Source organism: Kitasatospora sp. NPDC004289, from assembly GCF_053602875.1.
This window is the reverse complement of the sequence record NZ_JBSGEL010000053.1, coordinates 24,639-39,236: the sequence shown is the minus strand read 5'-3', so window position 1 is coordinate 39,236 and position 14,598 is coordinate 24,639. Positions and strand designations below refer to the sequence as shown.

Here is a 14,598-nt window from a genome sequence, read left to right as displayed (position 1 = left end):
CACGTGCTGCGACTGGCTCACCTGCCCCGACCTCACACTGGGCCGCCTTCCGGTTCGCGCAGTTCCTCGCGCCCCCGGTGTGACCAATTTCCCCGCCCCTCCGGCTCGGGCGAGCGTTGTCCTAGACTCGGGTGATTGTGACTGCCACCGCCCCCGCACCCCAGAGCTCCCCGTCCGCGCGCCTGTCGGCCGCCCCGGCCGGCTACCCCGCGCCGATGTACCCGCACCGGGCCACCGAGGAGCAGCACCGCGAACACCGCATCCGCAGCTTCCAGCCCCGCCGGGGCCGGATGACCCCCGCGCAGGCGGGGGCGCTGGACCGCGGCTGGGAGCGGTACGGGCTGGCGATCGACGGGACTCCGCTGGACCTGCGGGAGCTGTTCGGCGGGCTGCCGGTCACCCTGGAGATCGGCTTCGGGATGGGCGAGACCACGGCCGCGATGGCCGCCGCCGATCCGGGCACGGGGATCCTGGCGGCCGACGTGCACACCCCGGGCCACGGGAACCTGCTGCAGCTGCTGGAGCGCAACGGTTCGCAGAACGTCCGCCTGGCGGCCGGCGACGCGGTGATCCTGCTGCGCGACATGCTGCCGGACGCCTCGCTGGCCGGTCTGCGGGTGTACTTCGCCGACCCGTGGCCGAAGCCGAAGCACCACAAGCGCCGCCTGGTGCAGCAGTCCTTCCTGGAGCTGGTCCTGCCGCGGCTGGCGCCGGGTGCGCTGGTGCACTGCGCCACCGACTGGGAGCCGTACGCCGAGCAGATGCTGGCCGTGCTGTCGGCCTCGCCCGAGCTGGAGAACCTGCACCCGGAGGGCGACGGGACCGGCTGGCTGGAGCCGGCGGAGCACCCGGCGGGTTCGGTGCCCGGCTACGCGCCGCGGCCCGAGTGGCGGCCGGTGACCAAGTTCGAGCGGGCCGGGATCGCCAAGGGCCACGTGGTGCACGACCTGCTGTTCCGCCGCCGCTGAGCCCCGGGGCGACGGGGGCCTGACGCCGTATCACGGCGCTCCGCCTCGGATGCCCGGTTTGCCCGGAGCCCTCCCCGAGCGGTGGGTGGTTCCCCTACCCTGTGCCGGGTGAGCAGTCCGCCCAGTGGCGGCCCGCCCCGGCCCGCGGCTCCGGCCGGGGGCAGCGCCGCCACCGCCGATCCGCTCCCGTCCACCGCCGGCCCCGCGACCATCCCGGGGCCCCGGGTGCGGCGGGTCGGCCTGCTGTTGCCCTGGTACCCCTACGTGCGGGCCGAGCAGCTGCTGCGACGGGCCCGGGCGCTGCGCTACCCGGCGCTCTCCTCGGCCCTGGCCGCGTTCGCGCTGGCCGGGTGCGGGGTGCTGATCCTGCGGCTGGTGCACCGGCAGACCGGGACCACCGGGCTGCTGGTCGGGCTGGGGCTGGCGCTGCTGCCGCTGCCCTTCGTGCTGGGGGCACTGGCCTGGCTCAACCAGACCGCGCGGGTGCCGCTGCGGCACACCCTGTTCTGCCTGGCCTGGGGTGCCTGTGCGGCCACCACGGTGGCGCTGCTGGCCAACGGCTGGGCCGGGGACTTCCTGATCGCCCGTCAGGGCAGCGTCCGGGGCGAGACCCTGCTGGCCGACGTGGCCACCCCGTTGATCGAGGAGGCGGCCAAGGGCGCGGCGCTGGCGATGCTGCTGCTGCCGGTGCGCAGGCGGCTGCGCTGCCACGTGGAGCGGACCTGCGCGGTGCTGGCCCGGCGGACCCACCTGCCCGCCCGGCGGGTGGCCCGGGTGGTCCGGGTGCTGCGCCCGTACCGGCGGCCCGAGTTCCGGCCCCGGCTGCGGCCGGCCTACTTCCGCCGTCCGGTGCGGACCCCGGCGCGGCGGCGGGCCCGGTCCAGCCCGCGCACGCTGGCCGCCGGGGTGGTGCTGGGCGGGGTGACGGCCTGCGGCTTCGCCTTCACCGAGAACGCCCTCTACCTGGGCCGGGCCTTCACCGACGACCAGCAGGACCGGCTGGACAGCATCGGCCTGGGCGCCGAACCGAGCCTGCGGGACTACGACTCCACCGTGCACACCTTCGTGCTGCGCGGCCTGCTCTCCCCCTTCGCCCACCCGCTGTTCACCGCGCTGACCGGGCTGGGCATCGCCATCGCCCTGACCACCGGCCGCCGCTGGGCGGCCCGGCTGGCCGCCCCGGTGGGCCTGCTGCTCTCGATGTCGCTGCACGGCGCCTGGAACGCGGCGGCGGGCGAGGGCACCCGGGGCTTCCTGCTGGTGTACGGGCTGCTGATGGTGCCCTGCTTCGCCGCGCTGGTCTGCTTCGCGCTGTGGGCCCGCACCCGGGCCAGGACCGGCCGGCACCGGGAGCTGCCGGCCGCCGCCGGATAACCGATTTTGCTTCTGCGCAGCTCTCACGTACTGTTGGGTTCACCGACGCGGGGTGGAGCAGCTCGGTAGCTCGCTGGGCTCATAACCCAGAGGTCGCAGGTTCAAATCCTGTCCCCGCTACTCAGTAGCACGGAAGGCCCGGCAGACATCGTCTGCCGGGCCTTCCGCCGTTCCCGGCGAAAAACCCGTTGTGCGCTCCGGACCCTCCTGCCTACAGTGGCCGCACACTGAAAGGAGGTGATCCTGAGTTGAGTTCTTTCAGGATGCGTGAGGTGGCTGCTCGCTAGAGCCGCCCCTGCCTGCGCAGGACCCGAGGGCGTACGACCTCCGGCGGCAGGCGAATTCCCAGCAGTCACCCGGCCCGTGGTGCTCACCGGTACATCCCCGGTGCCTCACCGGTCCGTCCCCCACCGGGGCGGTCGGCGAGGAGCAGCCCACGGGCCGTCTGCGTTCCCGCGGGCGGTGCCGGCCCGGCGCGACGCGCGGTCCGACGCGACCTGCCAGAGGTCGTGCACGCCCTGCCCAGGCGGTGGGCGGTCCGCTACAGTCGCAGCGACTTCGGGAGGGGTGGGCGCGGTGGACCTGCACAAGGACGGCGTGGCGAAGGTCGGGATGGGCTCCGTGGTGGGGGCCGGACTGCTCGGGCTGGTGCTCTACGCCTCGACCTCGACGGACTGGGCCGGGGCCCTCGGCGGCGGGCTGGTGGTGGCCGCGGCCTTCGCGGTGGCGGGGGCCGGGGTGGGCTTCCTGTTCGGCATCCCGAGGCTGCTGACCAGCGGGGCGGCGTCCCGGCCGGACGACATGAGCGCCACCTCGACGGGCAGTTACTCGCCCAACACCAATCTGGAGCAGGTCTCCGACTGGCTGACCAAGATCCTGCTGGGTGCCGGGCTGACCCAGATCGGCTCGCTGCCGGGCCTGCTCCGCGAGCTCGGCCACGCGCTGGCCCCGGTGGTCGGCAACGGCCCCGGCGCCCCGGCCTTCGCGGCGGCGCTGACGGTGTACTTCACGGTGATCGGCTTCCTCTCCGGCTGGCTGCTGACCCGCCTGCGGCTGGCCAAGGCGCTCTCCACCGCCGACCGGCAGACCCTGGACGACTCGGTCCGGCAGACCCGCGCCCGGGCCCGGGAGCTGAACTTCACCACCGCCGAGGTGGAGAAGCTCTTCGCCACCCAGACCGAGGGCCTCCAGGTCCAGGCGCTGGCCCTGCTCCAGGGCGACCCGGACCCGGAGAACTACCACCTGATCCTGCGGGCGGTGAGCAGCGAGCTGCCGCCGTTCGTGCTGCTCCAGGCCCTGCTGGCGGCCAAGGCGGCGGTGGAGCACGGCGGGTTGGCGCCGGAGCAGCAGCGGGAGCTGCGGTTCGCGGTGGAGAACAAGATGCGCAACGACCGTGCGGTGCCGCCGGATTCGCGGCGGCGGGTGGTGGCGGGGCAGATCCTGAAGCTGCTCACGGTGGAGGCGGCGGTGCCCGGAGCGGCCGTACCGGAGGCGCCGGAGGCCTCGGAGGTGGCGGCTGCCGCGGCTGCGGCGGCGTCGGAGGTGCTCGCGGATCCGGTGCTGCCGGCGGTGCCGTCCGTGCCGTCCCTGCCGTCGCAGGCGAGCGGCGGGGACGCGGTCACGGACGGGGCGGAGCGGCCGAGCGTCGGCGGTGGTCGGCCCGGCGGAGAATGAGCACCCGCCGGGTGCGGCCGTCCTCGGGGCGGGGGAATCGGCGCACCTCGGTGCCGATCCGGTGTTCGCCCAGGCGGGCCCGGAGTGCGGGGAGGTGCGGGCAGGGGCGGGCGGCTCCGTCGTGCAGCGGGAAGACGCGGACCTCGCCCTCCGGGGCGGTGACCCGGACCAGTTCCAGCAGGGCCGCCAACTGCCGCTCGGGCGGGAAGAGTTCGGGGTAGGCGAAGAGCAGGTAGGAGCTCAGGCTGAGCGCGAAGCTGCCGTCGGCGAAGGGGAGCCGGGGCAGCGCGGCGGCCACGTAGCGCTCGGGGTGGGCAGCGCGGTCGGCGGTGAAGAGGGCGTGGGCCCGGTCCCAGCTGCGCAGGTAACGCTCCGTCGGGCGGGCCCGGGGCGAGGGGTAGAGCTCGGGGGCGGTCACCATCCGGTCGGCCATCCGGGTGCGGGCGGCCCGGGCGAGGGCGGCCAGTTGGGGCGGGGTGGCGGTGTAGACCGGGTCGGCGGCGATGACGGTGACGCCGAGGGCGCGGGCCTCGGCCGCGAGGCCGGCCGTGCCGCCGGGGCAGTCCAGGAGCGGGCCCGGGAGGGCGGCGAGCGCGGAGCGGGTGAGGCCGAACAGGGCGCAGTACTCGTCGAGGGGGCGGGAGGTGACGAGGGTGCTCATCTGGTCATCGGAGCACGGTGGGGGTGGGCGTGCACGGCAGCACGTGCAACTGGGTCGTCTGCCCCGATCTTGCGGTGGGATGCCTCCGATTCGCGCAGTTCCTCGCGCCCCTGGGCGCGCGTCCTGCGGAGGCGCTTCACCTGCAGAGGGTGCGGATGGCGAGGCGGGAGATGTTGGTGAGGCCGCGGACCAGGGGCGGGGTGAGGAAGACGAAGACGAAGCCGAGGAAGGAGACGCCGAGGATCTGCCAGTTGGAGGTCAGGTAGTACTCGTGGTGGACCCCGGCGTCGGTGGTGAAGTCGTAGAGCTGGTAGCCGGGCCAGTCGGTGTAGCGGGCGAAGACCCACTGGTAGGCGGGGAAGGCGGCGAGGACCCAGCCGACGGTGAGGGTGACCACCGGGAGCACGAAGGCGACGATCGACCAGGGCAGCATCAGGAACTGGTAGAGCGCGGCCCGCCAGCCGAGGCCGTCGGAGAGGCGGGCGGTGACGCCGCCCCAGAAGCCGGGGCGGCTCCGGCGGACCGGCTCCGGGTCGCCGACCTCGGTGTCGAGGAGGGTGCGGGCGCGGTGCCGCTCCAGCGCGGCGAAGCCGCGGCCGCCGGCGGTGAGGGCGGCCAGGACCGGGAGGCCGAGGACGGTGACCAGGAGGCCCAGGCCGGCGGAGAACAGGGCCACGGTGAAGGCGAAGCCGAGGACCGCGAGCGGGAGCGCGGTGAGCAGGAAGCCCAGTTCGCGGTAGGGGACGGCACTGAACGGCGCCCGCCAGAAGCCGGGGCGGGCCGGGCCGTCCGTCCGGCCGCCGTACCGCGCCGCGTAGGTGTGGGTCTGACTGGTCATCACCGGCTCCTCGTCCGCTTCCTGCCGCTCCTGGCTCACGCTCCTACGGTCGCAGGGCGGTGCGGGGCGGCGGAATGAGGTCCGCCGGTGCGTGGGGGGTGGGGTTCTCCCTACCCCCGGGCGGGGACGGGGCCGGGCCACTCGTCGTCGAGGAGGGAGTACTGGTCGGAGTCGCACCAGCGGCCGCCGACCCTCAGGTCCCGGCGGACGCGGCCCTCCAGGCGGAAGCCGGCCCGCAGGAGGAGCCGGGCGGAGGCGGTGTTGGCGGGGTCGACCCGGGCGGCCAGGCGGGCGAGTCCGAGGGTGCGGAAGGCCAGGGTGCAGAGCAGCTCGGTGACCTCGCCGCCGTGGCCGCGGCCCCAGGTGTCGCGGCGCAGCGCGTAGCCGATCGAGGCGGCGTGGGCGGACTCCACGGTGAGGACGGCGCTGCCGATCAGCGGGGCGGTCTCCGGGGGGCCGTCGGCGTGGCGGGTGACGGCCAGTCGGTAGCCGGTGCGGGGGTGTTCCTCGGACAGGTCGAGGGCGAGGGCCAGCTGGTCGGCGCAGGTGTCGAGGTCGGCCGGTTCGAAGGCGAGGTGGCGGACGGTCTCGGGGTCGCCGTAGACGGCGTGCAGCGCGGCCGCCTCCTCGGGCGTGCCGTGCAGTTCGCGCAGGGCGAGCCGGGGGCCGGTGAGCCGGACGGGGGTCATGCCTCACGACCCTACGCGGGGCGGCGGCCCGGCGCCCCGGCGTCCCGACGGTCCGTCACCGGATACCGTACGAGGGTGAACCACGAGGACCTCCTGCTCAGCCCCCGTACCCGCGCCGGCGACCTGGTCGACTGGGCCGCCGAACAGGGCCGGCCGCCGGTGCCGGAGCCCGCGCTGCAGACCGTGCTCACCCTGCTGGAGCTGGGCGACGGCCGGATGCACGACGGCTTCCCCGAGCTGACCTCCGCGGTGCTGGAACAACTGCTGTACGAGCGGCTCTACCTGTACGTCCAGCCGGAGTCCGAGCCGGAGGCGTACGGCAGGGCGGTCGAGCTGCTGATCGACCATCAGCGGGCCACCAAGCGGCTGAACGCCAAGCGGCAGGAGAAGCTGCACGCGGAGGCCGAGTGGCAGGGCGAGCTGCTCTGCGGCCTGCTGCGCCAGCCGCACCTGGTGACCTGGCCGCGGCTGTACGCGCTGCTGCTGCGGGCGGACGGGGTGGACACGGCGGACGAGGGCGCGGTGCGGGCCTGGTTGGACGGGTTCCGCGAGCTGACGCCGGAGCAGCGGGCCGAGGCGTACGGGGCCCTGGCCGGGCTGGACGAGGTCGGCTCGGACGGCGGGTGGGGGCCGACCCGGGTGATCTCCGTCGGGATGGCGACGGACGGGGCGCGGATGCTGCTGGAGAACCGGCTGATGCAGCGCTCCTACCGGAACCTCGCGGGGCTGAACGCGCTCGGGCTGCCGATGCCCGAGGAACTCTCGGGGGACTTCGACGCGTTCGAGGCGGCGGTGGCCGAGGAGGCGCTGCGCCTGTGCGGCGAGTGGACGGTGCCGGGGCTGGCCGCCCTGCTGGTGCACGAGTACCCGGACCTGGCTCCGGAGCCGGGGCACGAGGAGATCGAGGCGTACCTGACGGCCCAGGGGTACGAGGAGCAGGAGCAGGACTGACCGGACCGGGGCTGACGGACCGGGCCCGCGGCCGGGGAGGCGGCGGGCCCGACGGGGTGTCAGGGGTTGAGGCCGTGGGCCTGGAGCCAGGTCAGCGGGTCGACCGGGGTGGCGCCGGCGGGGCGGACCTCGAGGTGGAGGTGGGGGCCGGTGACGTTGCCGGTGGCGCCGACCTTGCCGAGCACGGTGCCGGGGGCGACCTGGCCGGAGGCGACGGTGATCGAGGAGAGGTGGCAGTACCAGAGCTCGGTGCCGTCGGGCAGGGTCTGGATCACCCGGTAGCCGTACGCGCCGGACCAGCCGGCCGAACTGACGGTGCCTCCGGCGACGGCGACCACGGGGGTGCCGGTGGCGGCGGCGAAGTCCAGGCCGGTGTGCAGGTGGGACCAGTAGGAGCCGGACTGCCCGTAGTGCGCGGTGAGCTGGTACCCGCTGGTGGGGAGGGTGAAGTCGGCCGCCCGGGCCGCCTTCGCGGCGGCGGCCTCGGCGGCGGCGAGCTCCTCGGCCTGGGCGCTGCGCTTGGCCTCGGCCTCCTGCGCGGCGGCCAGCCGGGCCGTCTCCTCCGCGGTGGTGCGCTGGCCGTCGGCCTGCTGCTGGATGCGGGCGGCGAGGGCCAGCCCGGGGTCGGCGGAGAGCGGACGCTCCCCGTCGGTGCGGTCCGCGTCGGCCTGGTCGGCGGTGGCGACGGCGGGCGGGGCGGGAGCGGCGGCGGCCGGGACGGCGGTCGCGAGGCCGGTGGCGCCGAGCGAGGCGGCCATGGCGGTGACGCCGAGCAGCGGGCCGGAGGAGCGGGTCTGACGGGGCATCCGATGCCGGGCCGCCTCCTGCGGGAGGGGGTGGTCGAGCAGCTGGGTGGTGCCGTTGCCGTCGTGCCGGGGGTGTGCCTGGGTGTGCGTCGACGCCACGGAGGCGCGCTCCTTTCCTTCCTTCGCGCCTACCGGGTTAGCTGACGGGTTCGGAGCAGGAAGGTCTCCTACGGCCGGGTGGTGCCCGGCCGATTCACCCCAAGGAACGTGGTTCCCCGGCTCCCTGACCCTCCCGTGGGAGGGCCGTGGGATTAGGCGACGGCGCACGGTGCCGTTCGGGTACGGCGTTGCCGACCGCGCTGCGTTATCAAACGTTAATCCTAGGAGCCCATGATTCCAAGCGCCTTGAGTGGTGCAGTCCATCTCTTTCCGGCACACCGCGGGCCGGGGCCGCCGGGCCGGGTACTCAGCCCCCCGCACCGGCCGGGATTGAGCACCCGTACTCAGGTGCGGCGCAAGGGAGTTGGCCATCCTGGGAGCATGACCGCAGCCACCCAGCCCCGGACCACCAACGCCTACTACGCCCAGGCCGTGCTCTCCTTCGCGCTGGCCACCGCCGCCCTCGCCCTGGGTGTCCTGTACCTGCCGGTGAACGCCTGGATGCGGGCGTTCCTCGCGGTCGGCCTGCTCTGGGAGATCACCTCGGCATTCACCCTCGCGAAGGTGATCCGGGACCGCCAGGAGGAGGGGGAGATCACCACCCGGGTCGACCAGGCCCGGCTGGAGAAGCTCCTCGCCGAGCACGACCCGTTCCGGGTGGACGCGCCCTGACCTCCCCGGCCGGCCCCCCGACCGGACTCCCCCGCCTGACCGGCCGTCAGCCCTTGGCGCGCTTGGCCGCGAAGGTCTCGCCGCCCGAGGACCAGTTCTCGGCCGGGACCTCCTCGATCGCCACCCAGATGTTCTCCGGACTCACGCCGGTGATCCGGGCGTAGGTCGCGGTGAGCTCGCGGGCGATCTCCGCCCGCTGCTCCTCGCTCCGGCCGGACAGCTGCTTGACGTTGATGAACGGCATGACGCCCCTTCCGCATTCGGACTTCTCCGGTCCGCACGCTAGCACCGCCGTGCCCATTGACGGCTAAGGCTATTAGCCTTAGCTTTGAGGCATGACGACGCTGACGCACCCCGAGACCCGGTACCTCGACCTCCCCGGCGGCCGGCTGGCCTACGACGACACCCCGGGCACCGGCCTGCCGGTGGTCCTGCTCCCCGGCATGCTCGACTCCCGCACGGTCTACCGGTACCTGCGCCCGCTGCTGGCCGCGGCCGGCCACCGGGTGATCACCCTCGACCTGCGCGGCTTCGGCGAGTCCTCGGTCGACTGGGACGACTACTCCCCCGCCGCCCTGGCCGGCGACGTGCTGGCCCTGCTCGACCACCTCGGCGTCGAGCGCGCCGCGCTGGCCGGGAACTCCTACACCGGCGCCACCGTGGTCAGGGCCGCCGCCGACGCCCCGGAGCGGATCGCCGGGATCGCCCTGATCGACGCCTTCGTGGAGAACCTGCCGCCGACGGCCGCCCAGCGCGCCCTGCTCAAGGCCTTGGGCCTGGCCCTGGTGCACGTCCCCGCCTTCTGGGGCCTCTACCTGGACAAGGCCTACCCGGGCGCCAAGCCCGCCGACTTCGCCGCGTACAAGGCGGCCTCGGTCGCCGCCCTGCGCACCCCCGGCCGCAAGAAGGCCACCCGGGGCTACGTCACCGGCGACTCCTCCCCCGTGGGCTGGACGGCGGGGGTCCGCTGCCCCGCACTCGTCCTGATGGGCGGCCAGGACCCGGACTTCCCGGACCCGGAGGCGGTGGCCGACCGCCAGACGGCGGCCCTGACGGCCCGTAAGGTGATGATCGACGGTGCCGGGCACTACCCGATGGCGGAGTACCCGCAGGCCACCGCCGACGCCCTGCTCCCCTTCCTGCACGAGGTTCGCTGATGCCCAGGGTCGGACTCACCCCCGCCGGCGTGGTGGACCACGCCGTGGAGCTGATCGACGCCCAGGGGCCCGACGCCCTCACCCTCGCCTCGGTCGCCGCCCGCGCGGGCGTCGCCACCCCCTCGCTCTACAAGCACGTCCCCGGCGGCCTGGCCGAGCTGCGCCGGCTGGTCGCCGTCCGGGTCACCGAGGAGCTGGCCGAGCGGCTGGCCGCGGCGGTCCGGGGGCTCGGCCGGGACTCGGCCGCCACCGCGCTGCTCGGCGCCTACCTCGACTACGCCGACCGGTACCCGCGCCGCTACGCCGCCCTCCCGCAGGCCCCCCAGGACGACCCCGAACTCACCGCCGCGGCCGCCCGCCTGGTCGGCGTGATCCTCACCGTCCTGGACGGCTACGGGCTGACCGGCGAGGAGGCGGTGCACGCCGCCCGCGCGGTCCGTTCGACGGCGCACGGCTTCGCCTCGCTGGCCGCCGCCGGAGCGTTCCGGCTGAGCGCCGAACTGACGGTGACTCGGGAGCGGCTGATCGGGGTAGTGGTCGAGGGGCTGCGGAACTGGCCGACGGGGGGTTAGATACCAGTTCACGGGAACGGTATCCGTTCGGGTGGTTTTCGATACCGAACCGTCGCCGAGGCCGGGTGACACTGACAGCCTTCCGGTACGTACCCGTACCGACACCAGTCCGAAGGACGTGCGCATGACGCAGACCACGCCCGCCGCCCGGCCCGCCACCGGGCTGGTCCCGGCGCAGCGCACCCCCCTCGCCGGCTCCGGCCGCACCCCGGCCGCCGCGCCCACCGTCTCCACCGGGCGCCGCCTGCTGGCCATCGCGCTCGGCATCCGCTCGCTGCGCAGCGTCCCGGCCCGCCGGCAGGAGTCCTACGGCGAGTGCGACGGGCAGTAGTCCGGCCGCCGGTAGGCCCGTTGGCCCAGGCCGGCGGGTGCCGCACGGGGTTCCTGCCTAGAGTGGCCTGACGGAAGGTCAGCCACCGGCGGAGGTCAGGTGCCCGCAGTCACCACGATCGGCCGCCGCCTCGCGGACCGGCTGCGGCGCGGGCCCGGCGGGCGCTGGGCCAGCCAGCTCCTGGACGGGGACCCGTCCGCCGAGAAGGCCGCGCTCGGCCTGCTCTCGGTGCTCGCCCTGCTGCTCGCCCTGCTGGCCGTGGTCTTCCCGACCGGCTGCCCGCCGTCCGCACTGGTGCTGCCGGTGATCCTCGGCGGCTTCCTGCTCCACACCCGCCGTCAGCTGGCCCTGCTGGTCCCGGTCGCGCTCGGCCTGGGCGCCTGCTTCCTCTGGCGCGAACCGCTCGGCCTCACCCCCGGCTCCACCTGGGTGGTGATCGTCTCCGCGCTGACCGTGCTGCTGACCTCGCGTCACCGCAGCCGGCTCGGGCTCCGCGGCACCCGGGGCGACGCCATGCTGCTCGAACTCTCCGAGCGGACCACCGCGCTCGGGCGCCTCCCGGGCCGGCTGCTCGACTGGCGCTTCCATCAGGCGCTGGCGCCGGTCTCCGGCACCTTCTTCTCCGGGGACTTCCTGCTCGCCTCGCACCGGCCGGAGCAGGACCTGCTGGAGGTGGTGCTGGTGGACGTCTCCGGCAAGGGCAGCCGGGCCGCCGCGCGGTCGATGCACCTCTCCGGGGCCTTCGCGATGCTGCTCGGCTCGGTGCCGCCGGAGGCCTTCCTGCCCACCGCCAACGACTACCTCGCCCGGCTCGACTGGGAGGAGGAGTTCGCCACCGCCGTCCACCTGGCCCTGCACCCCTCGCACGGCGGCTACCGCCTCTTCAACGCCGGCCACCCGCCCGCCGCCCACTACCACCGGGCGAACGGCGGCAGTTGGCTGCTCGCCACCGACGGCGGGCCCGCGCTGGGCATCCTGGCCGGGTCGCGGTACCCGCCCGTGCACGGCCAGCTCGACCACGGCGATTCGCTGCTGCTCTACAGCGACGGCCTGGTCGAGGTCCCCGGCGAGGACATCGACGACGGGATCGGGCGGATGCTCGCCACCGCCGCCCCGCTGCTCCGCTCCGCGGTGGGCGACCCCGCCACCGCCCTCCTCGACGCCGTCGCCCCGGACGTCGCCGACGACCGCACCGTGGTCGTCGTCCACCGCCGCCTCGGCTAGCGCCCCGCAGGGGCGCGAGGAACTGCGCGCGGGGGAACGGCACCACGTGCAACTGGCTGACGTGCCCCGACCCAACGCTGGGCTGCCTTCCGGACCCGCGCAGTTCCTCGCGCCCCTGGGTCGCTGCCCTGCCGGGCGCCGTCCTGCCGGGCGCGGCACGGCCGGGTTGGTGCGCCGGAGCCGCCGAAAGGGCGGGCGCGCAAATAGGATGGGCGCACTACCCCGCGTGCGGAAGGGCCGGAGTCTGCGATGGACCTGACCGAGCCGTGGCTGGCCTCCGAGGAGGGGGCGGCCCGTACCCAGGGGCCGCGGACGGTGATGCGCTGCGTGCGGCTGCTGCTGCGGGCGCACGGGGCGGCCGAGCTGCTCGGGACGATCCTGTCGGAGGGCCCGGGGTGGATCACGGGCGAGGGGTCGGCGCTGTACCTGACGGACGGCGAGGGGATGCTGCGGCTGGCGGCCTCGCACGGCCTGCCGGAGTGGGCGCACGAGCGGTACGGCCTGGTGGACCCGGCCTCGGAGCTGCCCGCGGCGCTGGCGCTGAAGCGCCGGGAGCCGGTGCTGCTGAGCCCGGAGCAGACCGGTGCGGACTATCCGGGCACGCACGCCGGCCGGGGCACCGGCCTGGTGGCGCTGGCGGTGCTGCCGCTGGTGGTGGACGGGGTGGCGATCGGTTCGCTGGCGCTGTCGCTGGCCCACCGGGGGACGGTGCCGCGCCGGGACGTGGACGTGCTGGAGACCCTCGCGGAGGCGGTCGCGCACCGGCTGTCGCACCTGATCGACCACGTGCAGGCGGCCGACCGCATACCGCCGGGGGTGCGGGCCGGGACGGCGGCGGCCGGGCGGCCGCTGCTGGCGCTGGCGGCCCGGGCGGCCGGGGCGGGCGCGTTCGAGCGGGACCTGGTGACGGGCGAGACCAGTTGGGACGCCCGGGCGTACCGGCTGTTCGGGCTGGAACCGCCGCCGGAGGCGGACACCGCGCCGGCGCCGGACATCACCGGGCTGGTGCACCCGGAGGACCTGCCGGACCTGCAGGCGGCGATGGCGGAGGCGCTCTCCTCGGGCGGCCCGTACCGCTTCGCGTACCGGGTGGTGCGGGCCGACGGGGAGCTGACGCACGTCCGGGAGGACGGCGAGGTGATGCTGGACGTGCACGGGCGGCCGGTGCGGGTGGCGGGGCTGTTGACGGACCGTCAGCGGGTGGGGGCGGCTCCGCCCGCGCAGTCGTACGGGTCACAGCCGTGCGGGTCACAGCCGTACGGGGAGGGGTCGGCCGGGGCGGCGGCGCGTTCGGCGCTGCTGCTGGCGCTGACCAGGACGCTCTCCCGGGCGGTGACGGTGCGGGACGTGACCACGGCGATGACGGACATCGCCCGGCCGGCGCTGGGCGCCTCGGGGCTGGTGCTGGACCTGGTGGACGAGGGCCGCTTACTGCCGATCTCGCACGAGGTCTTCGGCGGGCCGTACCGGAGCGAGCTGAGCCGGCTGCACGACCTCTCGGCGGGGGTGATGCAGTCCTCGCTGACCCGGTCGGTGCCGCTGTTCAGCGAGCCGGGCGGTGCGCGGCCGCAGGGGCCGCTGACTCCGGCGGCCTGGGCGGTGCTGCCGCTGGTGGCCTCCGGGCGGCAGGTCGGCTCCTGCCTGATCACCTTCGCCACCGAGCGGGTGTTCGGCCGGGAGGACCGGACGATGTACTCGGCCTTCGCCGGGATCCTGGCGCAGTCGCTGGAGCGGGCCCGGCTGTACGACACCCACCACCACCGGGCGACCGAGCTGCAGCGGGCGATGCTGCCGCGCAGCCTGCCGCGGGTGCGCGGGGTGGTGGCGGCGGCGCGGTACCTGCCGAGCACCGAGGGGATGCAGATCGGCGGGGACTGGTACGACCTGCTGCCGCTGCCGGACGGCCGGGTGGGCGTGGTGATCGGCGACGTGCAGGGGCACAACGCCGAGGCCACCGCGGTGATGGGGCAGCTGCGCAGCGGGCTGCGGGCGTACGCGACCGACGGGCACGATCCGGCGGCGACGCTGGCCCGGACCAGCCGGCTGCTGGCCGAGCTGGACACCGACCTGTTCGCCACCTGCCTGTACCTGGTGCTGGATCCGGCCACCGGGGAGCTGACCGGTGCGCGGGCCGGGCACACCTCGCCGGTGCGGGTGTCGGGGCACCGGGCCGTGGAGCTGGAGCTGCCGGGCGGGCCGCCGCTGGGCGTGGAGCCCGGCGCCGCCTACCCGTTGACGACGGGTCGGCTCGGGGTGGGCGACACCCTGCTGGTGTACACGGACGGCCTGGTCGAGGACCGGGCGGAGGACTACGACCACTCGGTGCGGCGGATGCTGGGCGGGCTGGAGCTGTGGAGCCGGCGCACCGGCGGGCCGACCAGGGCCACCCCGCAGGCGGGGCTGGAGCGGATGGCGGACCTGCTCACGCTGAACGTGACCGAACGGCGTTCGCGGCCGGACGACGTGGCCCTGCTGCTCCTGCACCGGGTCCCCGTACTCGACTGAAATTACCTGTGGGTACCGAAAATTGACGGTGTACCGCCGCCGACCTGCACGGATGCGTCAGAGCTGGTCGGCGGCGT

15 protein-coding genes, 1 tRNA gene and 1 riboswitch are annotated in these 14,598 nt (G+C 75.1%); of the genes, 11 read left to right on the top strand and 5 right to left on the bottom strand.

Features of this window, described 5'->3' with window-relative positions; translation table 11 throughout:
- The first annotated feature begins 137 nt into the window (after window positions 1-137).
- The 4 genes from trmB to ACWEPF_RS29130 all read left to right on the top strand — a co-directional run bounded on the left by trmB (window position 138) and on the right by ACWEPF_RS29130 (window position 4,016).
- On the top strand, window positions 138-968 hold the full coding sequence (trmB, locus tag ACWEPF_RS29145) for a tRNA (guanosine(46)-N7)-methyltransferase TrmB (RefSeq protein WP_380150559.1): 831 nt from the start codon (window positions 138-140) through the stop codon (window positions 966-968).
- Window positions 969-1,076: 108 nt separating this feature from the next.
- Window positions 1,077-2,342 carry a PrsW family intramembrane metalloprotease gene (locus ACWEPF_RS29140; RefSeq protein WP_452174886.1) on the top strand — a complete coding sequence of 422 codons (1,266 nt, stop codon included), beginning with the start codon at window positions 1,077-1,079 and terminating at the stop codon, window positions 2,340-2,342.
- A gap of 46 nt (window positions 2,343-2,388) precedes the next feature.
- Window positions 2,389-2,462: transfer RNA gene (locus ACWEPF_RS29135), tRNA-Met, on the top strand.
- A gap of 456 nt (window positions 2,463-2,918) precedes the next feature.
- On the top strand, window positions 2,919-4,016 hold the full coding sequence (locus tag ACWEPF_RS29130; protein ID WP_452174885.1) for a hypothetical protein: 1,098 nt from the start codon (window positions 2,919-2,921) through the stop codon (window positions 4,014-4,016).
- Here the strand turns inward: ACWEPF_RS29130 and ACWEPF_RS29125 are convergent.
- The 3 genes from ACWEPF_RS29125 to ACWEPF_RS29115 form a co-directional block, all read right to left on the bottom strand.
- A complete protein-coding gene (locus ACWEPF_RS29125; protein ID WP_452174884.1) occupies window positions 3,961-4,677 on the bottom strand; it encodes a class I SAM-dependent methyltransferase in 717 nt (238 codons plus the stop codon). The two genes, ACWEPF_RS29130 and ACWEPF_RS29125, sit on opposite strands and share 56 nt — an antisense overlap.
- 136 nt (window positions 4,678-4,813) lie before the next feature.
- The gene (locus ACWEPF_RS29120; protein ID WP_452174883.1) at window positions 4,814-5,515 is read right to left on the bottom strand and encodes a sensor domain-containing protein; all 702 of its coding nucleotides are present in this window, start codon (window positions 5,513-5,515) and stop codon (window positions 4,814-4,816) included.
- Window positions 5,516-5,625: 110 nt separating this feature from the next.
- Window positions 5,626-6,204: a GNAT family N-acetyltransferase gene (locus ACWEPF_RS29115; protein ID WP_452174882.1), complete on the bottom strand. Its 579-nt coding sequence runs from the start codon at window positions 6,202-6,204 to the stop codon at window positions 5,626-5,628.
- 75 nt (window positions 6,205-6,279) lie between these two features.
- On the opposite strand from ACWEPF_RS29115, the gene ACWEPF_RS29110 reads away from it, so the two are divergent.
- Entirely contained in the window at window positions 6,280-7,155 is an 876-nt protein-coding gene (locus tag ACWEPF_RS29110) for a hypothetical protein (protein WP_452174881.1), read from the top strand.
- Between the two features lie 59 nt (window positions 7,156-7,214).
- Here the strand turns inward: ACWEPF_RS29110 and ACWEPF_RS29105 are convergent, their stop codons facing one another.
- Window positions 7,215-8,060, bottom strand: coding sequence for a M23 family metallopeptidase (locus tag ACWEPF_RS29105; RefSeq protein ID WP_452174880.1), 846 nt, complete (start codon window positions 8,058-8,060; stop codon window positions 7,215-7,217).
- 12 nt (window positions 8,061-8,072) lie between these two features.
- A riboswitch (cyclic di-AMP (ydaO/yuaA leader) is annotated at window positions 8,073-8,229 on the bottom strand.
- Between the two features lie 212 nt (window positions 8,230-8,441).
- Between ACWEPF_RS29105 and ACWEPF_RS29100 the strand changes: the two genes are divergently transcribed.
- The gene (locus ACWEPF_RS29100) at window positions 8,442-8,732 is read left to right on the top strand and encodes a YiaA/YiaB family inner membrane protein (RefSeq protein WP_345284396.1); all 291 of its coding nucleotides are present in this window, start codon (window positions 8,442-8,444) and stop codon (window positions 8,730-8,732) included.
- Window positions 8,733-8,778: 46 nt separating this feature from the next.
- Here ACWEPF_RS29100 and ACWEPF_RS29095 read toward each other — a convergent pair whose 3' ends face one another.
- The gene (locus ACWEPF_RS29095; protein WP_345284394.1) at window positions 8,779-8,976 is read right to left on the bottom strand and encodes a tautomerase family protein; all 198 of its coding nucleotides are present in this window, start codon (window positions 8,974-8,976) and stop codon (window positions 8,779-8,781) included.
- A 91-nt stretch (window positions 8,977-9,067) separates the two neighbouring features.
- Between ACWEPF_RS29095 and ACWEPF_RS29090 the strand changes: the two genes are divergently transcribed.
- The 5 genes from ACWEPF_RS29090 (at window position 9,068) to ACWEPF_RS29070 (ending at window position 14,521) form a co-directional block, all read left to right on the top strand.
- Entirely contained in the window at window positions 9,068-9,889 is an 822-nt protein-coding gene (locus ACWEPF_RS29090; RefSeq protein ID WP_452174879.1) for an alpha/beta fold hydrolase, read from the top strand.
- Window positions 9,889-10,461 (top strand): TetR/AcrR family transcriptional regulator, encoded by a 573-nt coding sequence (locus ACWEPF_RS29085; RefSeq protein WP_345284390.1) that lies wholly within the window; start codon window positions 9,889-9,891, stop codon window positions 10,459-10,461. Before ACWEPF_RS29090 ends, ACWEPF_RS29085 begins: the two co-directional genes overlap by 1 nt.
- Before the next feature lie 124 nt (window positions 10,462-10,585).
- Complete coding sequence (locus ACWEPF_RS29080; RefSeq protein WP_452174878.1) at window positions 10,586-10,792, top strand: hypothetical protein; 207 nt, start codon at window positions 10,586-10,588, stop codon at window positions 10,790-10,792.
- Window positions 10,793-10,891: 99 nt separating this feature from the next.
- Window positions 10,892-12,016, top strand: a complete 1,125-nt coding sequence (locus tag ACWEPF_RS29075) for a PP2C family protein-serine/threonine phosphatase (protein ID WP_345284387.1) — start codon at window positions 10,892-10,894, stop codon at window positions 12,014-12,016.
- Window positions 12,017-12,265: 249 nt separating this feature from the next.
- Window positions 12,266-14,521, top strand: a complete 2,256-nt coding sequence (locus ACWEPF_RS29070) for a SpoIIE family protein phosphatase (protein ID WP_452174877.1) — start codon at window positions 12,266-12,268, stop codon at window positions 14,519-14,521.
- Window positions 14,522-14,598: the final 77 nt, after the last annotated feature.

Bases quoted from the DNA above. Each gene is read 5' to 3' on its own strand.
- ACWEPF_RS29090 (WP_452174879.1), top strand. From the start codon at position 9,068: ATGACGACGCTGACGCACCCCGAGACCCGGTACCTCGACCTCCCCGGC.
- ACWEPF_RS29120 (WP_452174883.1), bottom strand. From the start codon at position 5,515: ATGACCAGTCAGACCCACACCTACGCGGCGCGGTACGGCGGCCGGACG.
- ACWEPF_RS29085 (WP_345284390.1), top strand. From the start codon at position 9,889: ATGCCCAGGGTCGGACTCACCCCCGCCGGCGTGGTGGACCACGCCGTG.
- ACWEPF_RS29070 (WP_452174877.1), top strand. From the start codon at position 12,266: ATGGACCTGACCGAGCCGTGGCTGGCCTCCGAGGAGGGGGCGGCCCGT.
- ACWEPF_RS29125 (WP_452174884.1), bottom strand. From the start codon at position 4,677: ATGAGCACCCTCGTCACCTCCCGCCCCCTCGACGAGTACTGCGCCCTG.
- ACWEPF_RS29100 (WP_345284396.1), top strand. From the start codon at position 8,442: ATGACCGCAGCCACCCAGCCCCGGACCACCAACGCCTACTACGCCCAG.
- ACWEPF_RS29095 (WP_345284394.1), bottom strand. From the start codon at position 8,976: ATGCCGTTCATCAACGTCAAGCAGCTGTCCGGCCGGAGCGAGGAGCAG.
- ACWEPF_RS29080 (WP_452174878.1), top strand. From the start codon at position 10,586: ATGACGCAGACCACGCCCGCCGCCCGGCCCGCCACCGGGCTGGTCCCG.
- ACWEPF_RS29115 (WP_452174882.1), bottom strand. From the start codon at position 6,204: ATGACCCCCGTCCGGCTCACCGGCCCCCGGCTCGCCCTGCGCGAACTG.